The 16,272-nt window shown below is 69.7% G+C and carries 15 protein-coding genes and 1 riboswitch; of the genes, 11 read left to right on the top strand and 4 right to left on the bottom strand.

From position 1 onward, the window contains the following. Positions 1-83: 83 nt before the first annotated feature. Positions 84-1,058, top strand: a complete 975-nt coding sequence (locus DDJ31_RS10580) for a carbohydrate kinase family protein (protein WP_171480802.1) — start codon at positions 84-86, stop codon at positions 1,056-1,058. A gap of 19 nt (positions 1,059-1,077) precedes the next feature. On the opposite strand, the gene DDJ31_RS10575 is transcribed toward DDJ31_RS10580, so the two are convergent. Continuing rightward, positions 1,078-2,613, bottom strand: coding sequence for a cysteine desulfurase/sulfurtransferase TusA family protein (locus tag DDJ31_RS10575; RefSeq protein WP_127180526.1), 1,536 nt, complete (start codon positions 2,611-2,613; stop codon positions 1,078-1,080). A 308-nt stretch (positions 2,614-2,921) separates the two neighbouring features. On the opposite strand from DDJ31_RS10575, the gene ctaC reads away from it, so the two are divergent. From ctaC to DDJ31_RS10555, 4 genes are all read left to right on the top strand, one after another. Then, complete coding sequence (ctaC, locus tag DDJ31_RS10570) at positions 2,922-3,881, top strand: aa3-type cytochrome oxidase subunit II (RefSeq protein ID WP_127180527.1); 960 nt, start codon at positions 2,922-2,924, stop codon at positions 3,879-3,881. Further along, a complete protein-coding gene (ctaD, locus tag DDJ31_RS10565) occupies positions 3,878-5,617 on the top strand; it encodes an aa3-type cytochrome oxidase subunit I (protein WP_127180528.1) in 1,740 nt (579 codons plus the stop codon). The genes ctaC and ctaD overlap by 4 nt, the downstream gene beginning before the upstream one ends. Continuing rightward, positions 5,614-6,012 (top strand): cytochrome c oxidase subunit 4, encoded by a 399-nt coding sequence (locus DDJ31_RS10560; RefSeq protein WP_127180529.1) that lies wholly within the window; start codon positions 5,614-5,616, stop codon positions 6,010-6,012. Before ctaD ends, DDJ31_RS10560 begins: the two co-directional genes overlap by 4 nt. 131 nt (positions 6,013-6,143) lie before the next feature. Further along, positions 6,144-7,406 (top strand): L,D-transpeptidase, encoded by a 1,263-nt coding sequence (locus DDJ31_RS10555; protein ID WP_127180530.1) that lies wholly within the window; start codon positions 6,144-6,146, stop codon positions 7,404-7,406. Positions 7,407-7,462: 56 nt separating this feature from the next. Here the strand turns inward: DDJ31_RS10555 and DDJ31_RS10550 are convergent, their stop codons facing one another. Then, positions 7,463-7,864, bottom strand: coding sequence for a hypothetical protein (locus tag DDJ31_RS10550; protein ID WP_127180531.1), 402 nt, complete (start codon positions 7,862-7,864; stop codon positions 7,463-7,465). A gap of 193 nt (positions 7,865-8,057) precedes the next feature. On the opposite strand from DDJ31_RS10550, the gene ctaE reads away from it, so the two are divergent. The 6 genes from ctaE (at position 8,058) to DDJ31_RS10520 (ending at position 15,195) form a co-directional block, all read left to right on the top strand. Then, complete coding sequence (ctaE, locus tag DDJ31_RS10545; protein ID WP_127180532.1) at positions 8,058-8,678, top strand: aa3-type cytochrome oxidase subunit III; 621 nt, start codon at positions 8,058-8,060, stop codon at positions 8,676-8,678. A gap of 80 nt (positions 8,679-8,758) precedes the next feature. Further along, positions 8,759-9,568 (top strand): cytochrome bc1 complex diheme cytochrome c subunit, encoded by an 810-nt coding sequence (qcrC, locus tag DDJ31_RS10540; RefSeq protein WP_127180533.1) that lies wholly within the window; start codon positions 8,759-8,761, stop codon positions 9,566-9,568. Continuing rightward, on the top strand, positions 9,565-10,623 hold the full coding sequence (gene qcrA / locus DDJ31_RS10535) for a cytochrome bc1 complex Rieske iron-sulfur subunit (RefSeq protein WP_127180534.1): 1,059 nt from the start codon (positions 9,565-9,567) through the stop codon (positions 10,621-10,623). The genes qcrC and qcrA overlap by 4 nt, the downstream gene beginning before the upstream one ends. Then, complete coding sequence (gene qcrB / locus DDJ31_RS10530; RefSeq protein WP_127180535.1) at positions 10,620-12,254, top strand: cytochrome bc1 complex cytochrome b subunit; 1,635 nt, start codon at positions 10,620-10,622, stop codon at positions 12,252-12,254. Before qcrA ends, qcrB begins: the two co-directional genes overlap by 4 nt. A 143-nt stretch (positions 12,255-12,397) precedes the next feature. Next, a complete protein-coding gene (gene trpD, locus DDJ31_RS10525; protein WP_127180536.1) occupies positions 12,398-13,462 on the top strand; it encodes an anthranilate phosphoribosyltransferase in 1,065 nt (354 codons plus the stop codon). Between the two features lie 72 nt (positions 13,463-13,534). Further along, positions 13,535-13,651: riboswitch (SAM riboswitch) on the top strand. Positions 13,652-13,830: 179 nt separating this feature from the next. Continuing rightward, positions 13,831-15,195 carry an aminotransferase class V-fold PLP-dependent enzyme gene (locus DDJ31_RS10520; RefSeq protein WP_127180537.1) on the top strand — a complete coding sequence of 455 codons (1,365 nt, stop codon included), beginning with the start codon at positions 13,831-13,833 and terminating at the stop codon, positions 15,193-15,195. A 25-nt stretch (positions 15,196-15,220) separates the two neighbouring features. Here the strand turns inward: DDJ31_RS10520 and DDJ31_RS10515 are convergent, their stop codons facing one another. Then, positions 15,221-15,502: an Lrp/AsnC family transcriptional regulator gene (locus tag DDJ31_RS10515; protein WP_127180538.1), complete on the bottom strand. Its 282-nt coding sequence runs from the start codon at positions 15,500-15,502 to the stop codon at positions 15,221-15,223. Continuing rightward, positions 15,499-16,242 (bottom strand): rhomboid family intramembrane serine protease, encoded by a 744-nt coding sequence (locus DDJ31_RS10510; protein ID WP_127180539.1) that lies wholly within the window; start codon positions 16,240-16,242, stop codon positions 15,499-15,501. The genes DDJ31_RS10515 and DDJ31_RS10510 overlap by 4 nt, the downstream gene beginning before the upstream one ends. Positions 16,243-16,272 lie beyond the last annotated feature (30 nt).

Below are 16,272 nucleotides of genomic sequence, written 5' to 3'. Positions count from 1 at the left end.
GGGTAGTTTTCGCCGCTTCAACGGGTGCGGCCCACCCGGTAGCGTGAACTGTCATTCCACCTCCCCCCAGGAGAGTCCACGCCGTGCGCATCGCAGTCACCGGCTCCATCGCCACCGACCACCTCATGACCTTCCCCGGCCGCTTCGCCGACCAGTTGGTCGCGGACCAGCTGCACACGGTCTCGCTGTCGTTCCTGGTCGACAACCTGGACGTACGCAGGGGCGGCGTCGGCGCGAACATCGCCTTCGGAATGGGCCAGCTCGGCGCCACCCCGCTGCTGGTCGGCGCCGCCGGCTTCGACTTCGACGAGTACCGCGCCTGGCTGGAGCGGCACGGCGTCGACACCGACTCGGTGCGCATCTCCGAGACCCTGCACACCGCCCGCTTCGTGTGCACCACGGACGCCTCCCACAACCAGATCGGCTCCTTCTACACCGGCGCGATGAGCGAGGCCAGGCTCATCGAGCTGAAGACCGTCGCCGACCGCGTCGGCGGCCTCGACCTGGTCCTGATCGGCGCCGACGACCCGGAGGCGATGCTCCGCCACACGGAGGAGTGCCGCTCCCGCTCCATCCCGTTCGCCGCCGACTTCTCCCAGCAGATCGCCCGGATGAACGGCGACGAGATCCGCATCCTGCTGGACGGCGCCACGTACCTCTTCTCCAACGAGTACGAGAAGGGCCTCATCGAGTCCAAGACCGGCTGGAGCGACGAGGAGATCCTCGGCAAGGTCGGCCACCGCGTCACCACCCTCGGCTCGCGCGGCGTCCGCATCGAGGCGGTCGGCCAGGACCCGATCGAGGTCGGCTGCGCCGAGGAGGAGCGCAAGGCCGACCCCACCGGAGTCGGCGACGCCTTCCGGGCCGGTTTCCTCTCCGGGCTCGCCTGGGGCGTCTCCCACGAGCGCGCCGCCCAGGTCGGCTGCATGCTGGCCACCCTCGTCATCGAGACGGTCGGCACCCAGGAGTACCAGCTGCGCCGCGCCAACTTCATGGACCGCTTCACCAAGGCGTACGGCCACGAGGCCGCCGCCGAGGTGCGTGCGCACCTCGTCTAGACGAGGCTCCGGTCGCGGATCACGACACCCGGCGGACCAGATAGGCCGAGCCCTGGTCCGCCGGCTCCTCGCCCAGGTACGCCTGCCCGCGCATCTCGCACCACGCCGGGATGTCGAGCCGGGCCGCCTCGTCGTCCGCGAGAACCAGGACCGTGCCGCCGACCGGCACGTCCCCGATGACCTTGGCCAGCTCGATGACGGGGATCGGACACCGCCTGCCGAGCGCGTCCACGACCAGGGCGCCGCCGGCCGGCCCCTCGGCGGGAGCACCGGACACGGAGCCGCCGGGCAAGTCGCCGGGGGAGTCGGGCGAGGTGCCGGTGGAGGAGCTGGGCGAGAGGTCGGTGGGGGAGTCGGGCGAGGTGCCGTCGTCCGCCCCTGCCGCGGCGGGGCCCGCTGAGGGCGCCGCCGGGTGCCCCGCGCCCACCGGGGCCCCCACCCGCTCCCGCACCCCGGTCACCACGCCAGGCAGCACGTCGAGGAACCGTTCCACCTCCTCGGCCGGTGTGCCGGGCGGCAGGGAGATGCGCACGTTCCCCTCGCTCAGCACCCCCATCGCCCTCAGCACATGGCTGGGCGTCAGCGTGCTGCTCGTGCAGGACGAGCCGGACGAGACGGAGAACCCGGCGCGGTCCAGCTCGTGCAGCAGGGTCTCCCCGTCGACATAGAGACAGGAGAAGGTGACGATCCCCGGCAGCCGCCGTTCCGGATCGCCCACCACCTCCACGTCGGGCACCAGCGCGGGCACCCGGGCCCTGATCCGCGCCGTCAGCTCCCGCAGACGCGCCGCCTCCCGTGCCGCCTCCGCGCGCACCGCCCGCAGCGAGGCCGCCGCCGCCACGATCGCCGGCAGGTTCTCGAAACCGGCCGCCCGCCCCGACTCCCGTTCGTCCGCGGGCCCTTGGGGCGCGAACCGCACCCCCTTGCGCACCACGAGCAGCCCGACCCCCGCGGGCCCGCCCCACTTGTGGGCGCTCGCGGCGAGCAGCGACCACGCGCCCGCCACCGGCGCCCAGCCGAGCGACTGCGCCGCGTCCACCAGCAGCGGCACCCCCGCCGCCCGGCACGCCTCGGCCACCGCCGCCACCGGCTGCTCGGTGCCCACCTCGTGGTTGGCGGACTGGAGGCAGGCCAGCGCGGTGTCGGGGCGCAGCGCCCGCGCGTACCCCTCGGCGTCCACCGCCCCCGACCTGTCGACCGCCACCTCGGTCACCGCACCACCCGCCGCCGCATACCGCTCGGCCGAATGGAGTACCGAGGAGTGTTCGACGGATGACACGATCAGGTGGCGTCCCACCCGGCGCCGTCCGGCCGTCGCACCCGCGATCCCGTCGTGCACGGCCCGGGTCCCCGACGAGGTGAACACCAGTTCGTCGAAGCGGCATCCGACCGCCTCGGCGGCCGTCTCGCGCGCCGCGTCGAGGAGCATCCTGGCCCGCCGCCCCTCCCGGTACAGCCGGGACGGATCGGCCCACCCGTCGTCGAGGGCGGCCAACAGGCCCTGCCGGGCGACGGGGTGGAGCGGGGCGGCGGATGCGGCGTCGAAGTAGGACACCAGGCAACGGTAGATCGTGCGACGCCACGGTGATGTCCGTCGGCGGCGCGGCGGCGGCTCCGCGCGACGGCGGGCACCGGCCCGCACCTGCCAAACCACCCGATCTCCCGAGCTATTGGGTCCATCGACCCCTCTTCGGAGTGACCGGCGGCGCGTATGCCACCCTCCCCGCGAACCCCCGGAAGGCGTCGGCTAGGGTTTGGTCCGCATAAACATCCAAACCCCTGCCCGACGCAGGGCGGCGACCGACCAGGAGTAAGGCCAGGCCGCAGCCGCGCGCGCGGGCGAGACTCTCGGGAAGGCGCTACGTGAGTCCCAACGGCTCCGACCGCTCGCCGCGGCGCCCGATGCGGCGGAAGCTGCTGCAGGCAATGACCGCGGGCCTGGTCCTTGCGACCGCGACCGGTTGCACATACAAGGACTTCCCCCGCCTTGGTATGCCCACCCCGACCACGGAAGAGGCTCCGCGGATCCTCTCCCTGTGGCAGGGATCCTGGGCTGCCGCGCTCGCCGTCGGCGTGCTGGTGTGGGGCCTGATCCTGTGGAGCGCCATGTTCCACCGGCGCAGCCGCAGCAAGGTCGAAGTACCTCCGCAGACCCGGTACAACATGCCGATCGAGGCGCTGTACACGGTCGTTCCGCTCATCATCGTCTCGGTGCTGTTCTACTTCACGGCTCGTGACGAGACGCAGCTCCTGAGCCTCGACAAGAAGCCGGACGTCACGGTGAACGTCGTCGGCTACCAGTGGAGCTGGGGCTTCAACTACATCGAGCCCGTCGCGGGTTCCACCGGAGACGCGAAGACCGACAAGAACCTGGCCGCCATCCCGGACCGGTTCAAGAAGGAGTTCCCGGCCGGTGCCGGTGGCGTCTACGACGTCGGCACCCCGGGCACGCGGAACCCGCAGACCAACAACCCGGGTCCGACCCTCTGGCTCCCCGAGGGCAAGACCGTCCGCTTCGTCCTCACCTCGCGTGACGTCATCCACTCCTTCTGGGTGGTGCCGTTCCTGATGAAGATGGACGTCATCCCGGGGCACACCAACTCCTTCCAGGTGACCCCCAACCGTGAGGGCACGTTCCTGGGCAAGTGCGCCGAGCTGTGCGGCGTCGACCACTCCCGGATGCTGTTCAACGTGAAGGTCGTCTCCCCCGAGCGGTACCAGCAGCACCTCAAGGACCTCGCGAAGAAGGGGCAGACCGGTTACGTTCCCGCCGGCATCGCGCAGACGAGCCACGAGAAGAACCGGGAGACGAACAACCTGTGAGCATCCTCAACGAACCCCAGGGTGCCGCGGCGGCCGACAGCGGTACCTACGCGGATGAGCTGCCGGTCCGGCGCAAGCAGCCAGGCAAGGTCGTGGTGTCGTGGCTGACGACCACGGACCACAAGACGATCGGCACGCTGTATCTGGCGACGTCGTTCGCGTTCTTCCTGATCGGCGGCGTCATGGCGCTGGTCATGCGCGCCGAGCTGGCCCGTCCAGGGCTCCAGATCGTGTCGAACGAGCAGTTCAACCAGGCGTTCACGATGCACGGCACGATCATGCTGCTGATGTTCGCGACGCCGCTGTTCGCGGGCTTCACCAACTGGATCATGCCGCTCCAGATCGGCGCGCCCGACGTCGCGTTCCCGCGGCTGAACATGTTCGCCTACTGGCTCTACCTGTTCGGCTCGCTGATCGCGGTGGGCGGCTTCCTCACCCCGCAGGGCGCGGCCGACTTCGGCTGGTTCGCCTACAGCCCGCTCTCCGACGCGGTCCGCTCGCCGGGCGTCGGCGCCGACCTGTGGATCATGGGTCTGGCCTTCTCCGGCTTCGGCACGATCCTCGGCTCGGTCAACTTCATCACCACGATCATCTGCATGCGCGCGCCCGGCATGACGATGTTCCGGATGCCGATCTTCGTGTGGAACGTGCTGCTGACCGCGGTGCTGGTCCTGCTCGCCTTCCCGGTGCTCGCCGCCGCCCTCTTCGCGCTGGAGGCGGACCGCAAGTTCGGCGCGCACGTCTTCGATGCCGCGAACGGAGGGGCGTTGCTCTGGCAACACCTGTTCTGGTTCTTCGGGCATCCAGAGGTGTACATCATCGCCTTGCCGTTCTTCGGCATCATCAGTGAGGTCATCCCGGTCTTCTCCCGCAAGCCGATGTTCGGCTACATGGGTCTGATCGGCGCGACCATCGCCATCGCGGGCCTCTCCGTGACGGTGTGGGCGCACCACATGTACGTCACCGGCGGTGTCCTCCTGCCGTTCTTCTCCTTCATGACCTTCCTGATCGCGGTACCGACCGGTGTGAAGTTCTTCAACTGGATCGGCACCATGTGGAAGGGGTCACTGAGTTTCGAGACACCGATGCTCTGGGCCACCGGCTTCCTGATCACCTTCACCTTCGGTGGTCTGACCGGTGTCATCCTGGCCTCGCCGCCGATGGACTTCCACGTCTCCGACTCCTACTTCGTGGTGGCGCACTTCCACTACGTGGTGTTCGGGACGGTCGTCTTCGCGATGTTCTCGGGCTTCCACTTCTGGTGGCCGAAGTTCACCGGCAAGATGCTCGACGAGCGGCTCGGCAAGATCACCTTCTGGACGCTGTTCATCGGCTTCCACGGCACCTTCCTGGTCCAGCACTGGCTGGGCGCCGAGGGCATGCCCCGCCGGTACGCGGACTATCTCGCCGCCGACGGCTTCACCGCCCTGAACACGATCTCGACGATCAGCTCCTTCCTGCTCGGTCTGTCGATACTGCCGTTCCTCTACAACGTGTGGAAGACGGCCAAGTACGGCAAGCCGGTCGAGGTCGACGACCCGTGGGGCTACGGCCGCTCCCTGGAGTGGGCGACGTCCTGCCCGCCGCCGCGGCACAACTTCCTCACCCTGCCGCGGATCCGCAGCGAATCCCCGGCGTTCGACCTGCACCACCCGGAGATCGCCGCCCTGGACCAGCTCCAGAACGCGCCTCACGGTGACAAGGCTCTCGCGGGTGGCAAGGAGGCCGGCAAGTGAAGATCCAGGGCAAGATGTTCATGTGGCTGAGCGTCTTCGTCCTCGCCATGGCGGTCGTCTATGGCGTGTGGTCGAAGGAGCCGGCCGGTACCACGGCCCTCTTCCTGGCCTTCGGCCTGTGCATCATGATCGGCTTCTACCTGGGCTTCACCGCCCGGCGGGTCGACGCGGGCGCGCAGGACAACAAGGAAGCCGACGTGGCGGACGAGGCCGGCGAGGTCGGGTTCTTCAGCCCGCACAGCTGGCAGCCGCTCTCCCTCGCGGTCGGCGGCGCGCTCGCCTTCCTCGGGGTGGCGCTCGGCTGGTGGCTGCTGTACTTCTCGGCACCCCTGGTCCTCATCGGCCTGTGGGGCTGGGTCTTCGAGTACTACCGCGGTGAGAACCGCACCCAGTAGCACCGGCGGGAACCCCGCTGAGCCCGGACTCTCCGTCAGGAGGGTCCGGGCTCGTGCTTTTGCCGCACGGTCCGTACCTCGTCCGGATTACCCGGCGTGCCGGACCGGGCTCGACTCCTTAGCGTGAGGCCATGAGCCACTCTCCGCGCACCCGCACCGTCGTCAGCTGCACGCTGCTGGTGATCGCCCTCGGTGCGGGCGTCACCGCGTGCGGCGACAGCGGCAACCCGCTGTCCTCCAAGCCGTACGACGCGTCGGCCCAGATCTCCTTCAACGGTCCGAAGGGCGGCCTCAAGAAGGTCGACCCGGACAAGCCCCTGGAGGTGACCGCGTCCGGCGACGACAACCGCATCACCGACGTCACCGCCACCGACGCCATGGGCCGCTATGTGACAGGCGAACTCAGCGCCGACGGCCGTCGCTGGCACTCCACCTCCGCCCTGGCCGCAGCCGCCCGCTACACGGTCCACGTGAGCACCGAGAACGAGGACGGGGCACCCGGCCGCAAGGTCCTCACCTTCGACACCAGCAAGCCCACCACCAAGAAGCGGCTGACCGTCGAGTTCGGTCCTGACGCGGGCGAGTACGGCGTCGGCCAGCCGGTCACCGCCGAACTGAGCGAACCGGTCAAGGACAAGGCCCAGCGGGCCATCGTCGAACGGGGGCTGCGGGTCACCTCGGTGCCCGCCACCCAGGGCACCTGGCACTGGGTCGACGACAAGGAACTCCACTTCAGGCCCAAGGAGTACTGGCCCGCCCACGCCACCATCCAGGCGCGCAGCGAACTGGACGGCGTCAAGATCAGCGACCGGCTGTGGGGCGCGGGCGCCAAGCCGCTGAAGCTGACCACGGGCGACCGGGTCATCGCCGTCACCGACGCCTCCGCGCACTCGATGACGGTCTACCGCAACGGCGAGGAGATCAACGAGATCCCCGTCACCACCGGCAAGCCCGGCTTCGAGACCCGCAACGGCGTCAAGGTCGTGCTGGGCAAGGAGTACTTCGTACGGATGCGCGGCACCACCGTCGGCATCTCGGCGGGCTCGTCGGACGGCTACGACCTGCCCGTGTACTACGCCACCCGGGTCACCTGGAGCGGCGAGTACGTGCACGCCGCGCCCTGGTCGGTGGGGTCGCAGGGCTCCGCCAACGTCAGCCACGGCTGCACCGGCATGAGCACCGGCAACGCCGCCTGGTTCTACGAGAACGTCCAGGACGGCGACGTGGTGAAGGTCATCAACTCGTACGGCGACGACATGGAGCCGTTCGGGAACGGCTACGGCGACTGGAACCTCGACTGGAAGGAATGGCGCGACGGCAGCGCCCTGGTGGGCGGCAAGGCCGAGGGCCCCCGGCCGGAGGAAGCGGCCAGGCTCCGCCCGACGGCCGTGTGAGCGTCAGCGGCACGACGGCCCGCGGTCGCACGACCGCGGGCCGGCAGCCGGACCTCTCAGGCGTGCAGCGCGCGCCTCTCGCGCAGCAGGGCGGCCAGCGCGGCGGCGAACTCCACCGGGTCCACCGGAAGGGTCACCGCGGCCTCCGCGCGGCTCCAGGTGGCCAGCCAGGCGTCCTGCGGGCGCCCGATCAGCACCAGCGACGGCGGGCAGTTGAAGATCTCGTCCTTGATCTGCCGGCACAGGCCCATGCCGCCCATCGGCACCGCCTCGCCGTCCAGGACGCACACGTCGATGCCGCCCCGGTCCAGCTCCTTCAGGACGGCGGCGGGCGTCGCGCACTCCACGAACTCCACCACGGGCGCGTCAGGGGCCGGCCTGCGCCCGGTGGCCAACCGGACCTGTTCGCGGGTGTTGGAGTCGTCGCTGTAGACCAGCACCGTGGCGGTCGGCTGCATTCTTCCTCCGGCGGGACGTCGTCGTCTTACGGACAGGAGCGATGCGCCGGATGCTACTCCTTTGAACACCCCGTCAACACCTGTGCGAACACGGCTTCGAGGACCCGTCGGATGGGCCATACGGGCAGTACACGGGGTACGGACACTCCGAACGGCACCCCCGGAGGTGAGGGCGGGATAAGCGACCGACATAATGTCGGTCGTGGCGACAGCAACGACAGTAGAAACCGGGCACGCGCACCCGTCGGTCAACCGGCCGAACCTCACCAGCGTCGGAACCATCATCTGGCTGAGTTCCGAGCTGATGTTCTTCGCGGCCCTCTTCGCGATGTACTTCACCCTGCGATCGGTGACCGGTCCGGATCACTGGAAGGCGATGGCGAGCCATCTCAACTTCCCGTTCTCCGCGACCAACACGACGATCCTGGTGCTCTCCTCCCTCACCTGCCAGCTCGGCGTCTTCGCCGCCGAGCGCGGGGACGTGAAGAAGCTCCGGGGATGGTTCATCGTCACCTTCATCATGGGTGCGATCTTCATCGGCGGTCAGATCTACGAGTACACCGAGCTGGTGAAGGAGGACGGCCTCTCGCTCTCCTCCGACCCGTACGGCTCGGTCTTCTACCTGACCACCGGCTTCCACGGCATGCACGTGACGGGCGGCCTGATCGCCTTCCTGTTCGTTCTGGGCAGGACGTACGCGGCCAAGAGGTTCACCCACGAGCAGGCGACCGCGGCCATCGTCGTGTCCTATTACTGGCACTTCGTCGATGTCGTCTGGATCGGCCTCTTCGCGACGATCTACATGATCAAGTAGCCGGGCCCGTTCCCACGCGCACAGCCGAAGCGCACTTTCCAGAAGCATCGACGCAGAAGATCCTGACACCGGGGTAATCCGTGAAAAAGCTCTCCGCACGACGACGCCATCCGCTGGCGGCCGTCGTCGTCCTACTCCTCGCGCTGGCGGCCACCGGGGGGCTGTACGCCGCGTTCGCGCCCGCGAGCAAGGCGCAGGCCGATGACACCGCCCAGTCTCTCGCCATCGACGAGGGCAAGAAGCTGTACTCCGTGGGCTGCGCCAGCTGCCACGGAACCGGCGGTCAGGGCACCTCCGACGGGCCGAGCCTCGTGGGCGTGGGCGCCGCCGCCGTCGACTTCCAGGTCGGCACCGGCCGGATGCCCGCCCAGCAGCCCGGCGCGCAGATCCCGAGCAAGAAGGTCATCTACTCGCAGGCCGAGATCGACCAGCTCGCCGCGTACATCTCGTCCCTCGGCGCGGGCCCGAACGTCCCGACGAAGGCCCAGTACGGCCCCGAGGGTGCCGACATCGCCAAGGGCGGCGAGCTGTTCCGCACCAACTGCGCGCAGTGCCACAACTTCACCGGCAAGGGTGGCGCGCTGACGCACGGCAAGTTCGCGCCGAGCCTCGAGGGCGTCAGCCCGAAGCACATCTACGAGGCCATGCAGACCGGCCCGCAGAACATGCCGTCCTTCAACGACACCACGCTCACCGAGCAGAACAAGAAGGACATCATCGCGTACCTGAACGCGGTCAACGGGGAAGAGACCGAGAGCCCCGGCGGCCTGGAGCTGGGCGGCCTCGGGCCGGTCAGTGAGGGTCTGTTCGCCTGGATCTTCGGACTGGGTGCCCTGATCGCGGTCGCCGTCTGGGTCGCCGCTCGGACCGCAAAGGCCAAGAAGTCATGAGTAGCCAAGACATTCCAGAAGAGAACCTGCCCGCAGAGCAGGACCACGCGCACGGCGCGGTGACCGTCGCGGACGACACGGACCCGTTCGCGGACCCCGGCCTGCCGCCCCACGAGCACCGTGTCCAGGACATCGACGAGCAGGCCGCCAAGCGCTCCGAGCGCGCCGTCGCCCTGCTGTTCACGCTGTCGATGCTCGCCACCGTCGGCTTCATCGCCTCCTACGTGGCGATCCCGCACGACCAGGCGGTCTACGTCTTCCCGATCGGCCACATCAACGCGCTGAACTTCGCGCTCGGCCTCACCCTCGGGGTGGCGCTGTTCGCGATCGGCGCGGGCGCGGTCCACTGGGCCCGCACCCTGATGTCCGACGTGGAGGTCGCCGACGAGCGGCACCCGATCGAGGCGGCACCCGAGGTCAAGGCCAAGGTCATGGCCGACTTCAAGGAGGGCGCCAAGGAGTCCGCGCTCGGCCGCCGCAAGCTGATCCGCAACACGATGTTCGGCGCGCTCGCCCTGTTCCCGCTCTCCGGCGTCATGCTGCTGCGCGACCTCGGCCCGCTGCCCGGCACCAAGCTGCGCCACACCCTGTGGTCCAAGGGCAAGCTGCTCGTCAACATGAACACCAACGAGCCGCTGCGCGCCTCCGACGTCGCCGTCGGCTCGCTGACCTTCGCCAAGCCCGAGGGCCTGGAGGAGCACGACGAGGACTTCCAGAAGGAGATCGCCAAGGCCGCCCTGATGATCGTCCGTATCCAGCCGGACAACATCAAGGACAAGCGCGAGCTGCAGTGGTCGCACGAGGGCATCGTCGCGTACTCGAAGATCTGCACCCACGTGGGCTGCCCGATCTCGCTGTACGAGCAGCAGACGCACCACGTGCTGTGCCCCTGCCACCAGTCCACCTTCGACCTCTCCGACGGTGCCCGAGTGATCTTCGGCCCCGCCGGTCACGCCCTGCCGCAGCTGCGCATCGGCGTGAACGACGAGGGCTACCTCGAGGCGCTCGGCGACTTCGATGAGCCCGTCGGTCCTGCATTCTGGGAGCGCGGATGAGCACCAACGAGAGCACCGAGACCCGGCGCGGCAAAGCGCCGGCCGGCGAGCGCGTCGCCGACTGGGCCGACGGCCGGCTGGGGATCTACTCCCTCGCCAAGTCCAACATGCGCAAGATCTTCCCCGACCACTGGTCGTTCATGTTGGGTGAGGTCTGCCTCTACAGCTTCATCATCATCATCCTCACGGGTGTGTACCTGACGCTGTTCTTCCACCCGTCGATGAACGAGGTGGAGTACCACGGCAGCTACGTCCCGCTCCAGGGGCAGCTGATGTCGGAGGCGTTCAGCTCGACCCTGCACATCTCCTTCGAGGTGCGCGGTGGCCTGCTGATCCGGCAGATCCACCACTGGGCCGCGCTGATCTTCCTGGCCGGCATGTTCGTGCACATGATGCGCGTCTTCTTCACGGGTGCGTTCCGCAAGCCCCGCGAGATCAACTGGCTGTTCGGCTTCCTGCTGTTCGTCCTGGGCATGTTCACCGGCTTCACCGGCTACTCGCTCCCCGACGACCTGCTCTCCGGCACCGGTGTCCGCTTCATGGAGGGCGCGATCCTGTCCGTGCCGATCGTCGGCACGTACCTGTCGTTCTTCCTCTTCGGCGGCGAGTTCCCGGGCGGCGACTTCGTGGCCCGCTTCTACTCGATCCACATCCTGCTGCTGCCGGGCATCATGCTCGGCCTGGTGGTCGGCCACCTGATCCTGGTCTTCTACCACAAGCACACGCAGTTCGCGGGCCCCGGAAAGACGAACAACAACGTCGTCGGCATGCCCCTGTTGCCCGTGTACATGGCGAAGGCGGGCGGCTTCTTCTTCCTGGTCTTCGGTGTCATCGCGGTCGTCGCCGCGATCGCCTCGATCAACCCGATCTGGGCCCTCGGACCGTACCGGCCCGACCAGGTGTCCACCGGTGCCCAGCCCGACTGGTACATGGGCTTCTCCGAGGGCCTGATCCGGGTGATGCCTGGCTGGGAGATCAACCTCTGGGGCCACACGCTCGTCCTGGGTGTGTTCATCCCGCTGGTCATCTTCCCGCTGGTGCTGGTCTCGATCGCGGTCTACCCGTTCATCGAGTCCTGGGTCACCGGCGACAAGCGCGAGCACCACATCCTGGACCGTCCGCGCAACGCCCCGACCCGCACCGCGTTCGGCGTGGCCTGGATCTCCTGGTACTTCGTGCTGCTCGTCGGTGGTGGCAACGACCTCTGGGCCACCCACTTCCACCTGTCGATCAACGCGATCACCTGGTTCGTGCGCATCGGCTTCTTCGTGGTGCCGGTCCTCGTCTTCATCGCCACCAAGCGCATCTGCCTCGGCCTCCAGCGCCGGGACCGCGAGAAGGTGCTGCACGGTCGCGAGACCGGCACCATCAAGCGGCTGCCGCACGGTGAGTTCATCGAGGTCCACGAGCCGCTCAGCCAGGACGCGCTGCACACCCTCACCGCGCACGAGCAGTACCGCCCGGTGGAGATCGGCGGCACCGTCGACGAGAACGGCGTCGAGCGCAAGGTGAAGGGCTCCGAGAAGCTGCGCGCCAAGCTCAGCGAGTCGTACTACGGCGAGGAGTCGCAGATCCCGAAGCCCACCGTCGAGGAGTACAAGGAGATCACCAGCGGCCACGGCCACCACTGATCACCGCGTCGCCACACGACGGCCGAAGGGCCCCCGTCCGGTCTCCGGACGGGGGCCCTTCGGCGTGCCCCGGGCTGGATAGGGTGGAGCCCGCACCGCCTTCTTCTCTCCCCGACTCTTCTACGACACCCAGGAGCGGCCTCATGAGCGCTGTGACCCCCGCTGGAGGCGACACCGCGGCGGGCCGTTCCTGGCCCGCCCTGCTGAACGGCCTGCTGAACGGCCAGGACCTCAGCGCGGACGACACCGCCTGGGCGATGGACCTGATCATGCGCGGCGAGGCGACCGACGCGCAGATCGCCGGGTTCGTGGTGGCGCTGCGCGCCAAGGGCGAGACGGTCCAGGAGATCGACGGCCTGGTCCGCACGATGTACGCGCACGCCAACGTGATCGAGGTGGCCGGCCCCTGCGTCGACATCGTCGGCACCGGGGGCGACGGCGCGAAGACGGTGAACATCTCCACCATGTCGGCGATCGTGGTGGCCGGCACCGGCGCGCGCGTCGTCAAGCACGGCAACCGGGCCGCGTCCTCCGCGTCCGGGGCCTCCGACGTCCTGGAGAAGCTGGGCGTCAACCTCGACCTGCCGCTGAAGCGGGTGCCCGAGGTGGCCGAGGAGGCCGGGATCACCTTCTGCTTCGCGGTGAAGTTCCACCCGGCGCTGCGGCACGCGGGCGCGGCCCGCGGCCAGTTGGGCATCCGCACGGTCTTCAACGCGCTCGGCCCGCTCACCAACCCGGCCCGGGTGCGGGCCCAGGCGGTCGGGGTGGCCGACCCGCGGATGGCGCCGATCGTGGCCGGCGTCTTCGCCGCGCGCGGCAACTCCTCGCTGGTCTTCCGCGGCGACGACGGTCTCGACGAGCTGACCACGACGGCCACCTCCCGGGTCTGGACGGTCGCCGAGGGGCACGTCGCCGAAGAGCGCTTCGACCCCCGGGACGTCGGCCTCGACCTGGTGCCCGTGGAGGCGCTGCGCGGCGGCGACCCGTCGTACAACGCGGAGGTCGCCCGCAGGCTCCTGGACGGCGAGAGCGGCCCGGTGCGGGACGCCGTCCTGCTGAACTCGGCGGCCGCGCTGGTGGCCCTCGAGCGCGGCTCGGGCACACTCACCGAGCGGATCGGCGCGGGCATGGCGAAGGCGGCCGAGTCGATCGACTCCGGCGCGGCCAAGCGGGCCCTCGAACGCTGGGTGGCGGCGAGCAACGCCTGACCGGACGCCGTCGGTCCCGCGATCCGGACACGGGTTGCGGGACCGCGCGCGTTTCGCGTAGGTTCCTGACCAGGTCATGAGTGACAGTCATGAGGCCCCGGCCGACTGTCCGGCAACCCTCCGTCCGTGGCGGGGTGCCCCGGGTGAAGACCAGGTCGTGGGCAGCGAGGTCCACGGCAAGCGCGGACCCCTCGAACCTCCAGGGGTCCTGGTCGTCGAGGAGCCTTCCGTGAGCAAGCGAATGCGCTAGGGCGTCGAGCCCCGCCTCCGCATCCCTTTCACCTCTTCACCCTTCTGCGGTGTCCTTCCGCGCTTCGAGCCCTGTCCGCTCGCGCGGTGGATCCGTACGCCTCTCACGGGAGTCCGCCATGTCTGTCACCACCCCTGCCGCCGACCAGGCCGTCTGCGCTCCGCTGCCGGTGCTCGGCCGGGACGTCACCGTTCCGCTCGTCACCGGGGGCGAGGTCGGCTACGCGGCCCTCGACTACGCCGCGAGCGCCCCCGCCCTCCAGCGGGTCTGGGACGACGTGGCCGCCTACGCCCCCTACTACGGCAGCGTCCACCGGGGTGCCGGGTACCTCTCGCAGCTCTCCACCGACCTCTTCGAGAACGCCCGCAGGACCGTCGCCGAGTTCCTCGACTGCCGCGCCGACGACCAGCTGGTCTTCACCCGCTCCACCACCGACTCGCTGAACCTGCTGGCCGCCGCCCTCCCCGACGGCTGCCAGGTCTTCGTCTTCGAGACCGAGCACCACGCCTCGCTGCTGCCCTGGAAGGACGCCCGGGTCAGCTACCTGGACGCGCCGCGCACCCCGCGCCAGGCCGTCCAGACGCTGGAGCGGGCGCTCGCCGCGCGCGACCCGCACGGCCCTGCCCTGGTCTGCGTCACCGGCGCGTCGAACGTCACCGGCGAGCTGTGGCCGGTGCGGGAGCTGGCCGCCGCCGCGCACGCGCACGGCGCCCGGATCGTCCTGGACGCCGCCCAGCTCGCCCCGCACCACCCGGTCTCCGTGCGGGACCTCGACGTCGACTGGGTCGCCTTCTCCGGGCACAAGCTGTACGCGCCGTTCGGCTCGGGCGTCCTCGCCGGCCGCGCCGACTGGCTGACCGCCGCCGAGCCCTACCTCGCGGGCGGCGGCGCCAGCCGCAAGGTCACCCGGCGCGAGGACGGCGGCGTGGACGTGGAGTGGCACGAGACCGCCGCCCGGCACGAGGCCGGCTCGCCGAACGTGATCGGCGCCTACTCCATCGCCGCCGCCTGCAAGGCGCTCACCGAGGCCGGCTTCGACACCCTGGTCGCCCGCGAGCAGCACCTCGTGGAGACCGTCAGGGCCGGGCTCGCGGAGGTTCCGGAGGTGCGGGTGCTCTCCCTGTTCGGCGACGACGCGCCGCGGGTCGGGGTGATCTCCTTCGTCGTCGACGGCTGGAACAGCTCCCACTTCGCCGCGGCGCTCTCCGCCGAGTACGGCATCGGCGTCCGCGACGGCCTGTTCTGCGCCCACCCGCTGGTCCGCACCCTGCTGGACAGCGCCCCCGAGGCGCAGGGCGAGTGCGGTGCCCCCGAGGCGGCGCCGGGGGAGAAGTCCCTGAACGCGATCCGGGTGAGCTTCGGCGCGGGCACCCCCGACGAGCACATCGAACGGTTCGTGACCGCGGTGCGGGAGCTGGTGGCGGACGGCGCGCGCTGGAACTACCGCACGGAGAACGGCCGCTGCGTGCCCGCGCTGGGCTGACGCCCGGCGCCCCGGAGGCCGCCCGTCAGGAGTCGAGACCGATGGCGAAGGCGGCCTCCAGGTCGTGCTGCGAGTAGGTGCGGAAGGCGACGTGCGTGTCCGTGCCCTCGACGCCCGGGATCTTGCTGATCCGGCCGGGGATGACCTCCGCGAGGTCCTCGTGCCGGCTCACCCGCACCATCGCGATCAGGTCGTAGGTGCCGGTCACGGAGAACACCTCGCTCACCGAATCGAGCGCCGCGATCGACTCCGCGATCTCGGGGATCCGGTCCACGCTGGTCTTGATGAGGACGATCGCGGTGATCACGGCTGGTTCTCTCCCTCGGGGGCCGGAGCTGGGGCGGCCCTCACTCTAGTCGTCCGGCCGAAGGCCACCCACGCGTAGAGGAACCCGAGCCCGAACCCCACCAGGTGGGCCAGGTAGGCCACCCCCGGGCCCTCCGTGGCCCGGCCCGCCGCCAGCCATTGCAGGGCCGCCCAGAACGGCAGCACGAGCCAGGCGGGGAAGCGCAGCGGCAGGAAGAAGAGGAACGGCAGCAGACTGGTGACCCGGGCGCGGGGGAAGAGGAAGAGGAACGCGCCCAGGACCGCCGAGATCGCCCCGGACGCGCCGACCAGCGACTGCTGCGAAGAGGCGTTGGCGACGGCGTAGCCGAGCAGGGCGAGGGCGCCGGAGCAGAGGTAGAAGAGGGTGAAGCGCAGGCGGCCCATGCGTTCCTCGGTCATCGCCCCGAAGACGTAGAGGAACAGCATGTTGCCGAGCAGATGCACCCAGCTGCCGTGGACGAAGAGCGCCGTGGCCGGGGTGAGCGCTCCCCTGGGGGACCAGTCGAACAACTGTGCTGGTACGACGCCCCAGTGGTGGAAGTACTCCTGCTGGGCCGCGAGCAGGGTCTCCCCCGAGCCGTAGCCGGGGTTCAGGCCCGACGCGGGGCTGATCGCGAAGGTCAGACAGCACAGGGCGATCAGCCCGTGGGTGACCGGTGCCGAGGGCCTGCGGGCCAGGCCGGCCGCCCTGCCGACCGTCGTGCTCCAGTTGCTGGTCATGACTACAGAGCATGACGTAACGGGACGCAC

This window comes from Streptomyces griseoviridis, from assembly GCF_005222485.1.
GTDB classification, from domain to species: Bacteria; Actinomycetota; Actinomycetes; order Streptomycetales; family Streptomycetaceae; genus Streptomyces; species Streptomyces hintoniae.
The sequence above is the reverse complement of the archived record's forward strand: the minus strand, read 5'-3'. Positions and strand labels throughout refer to the sequence as shown.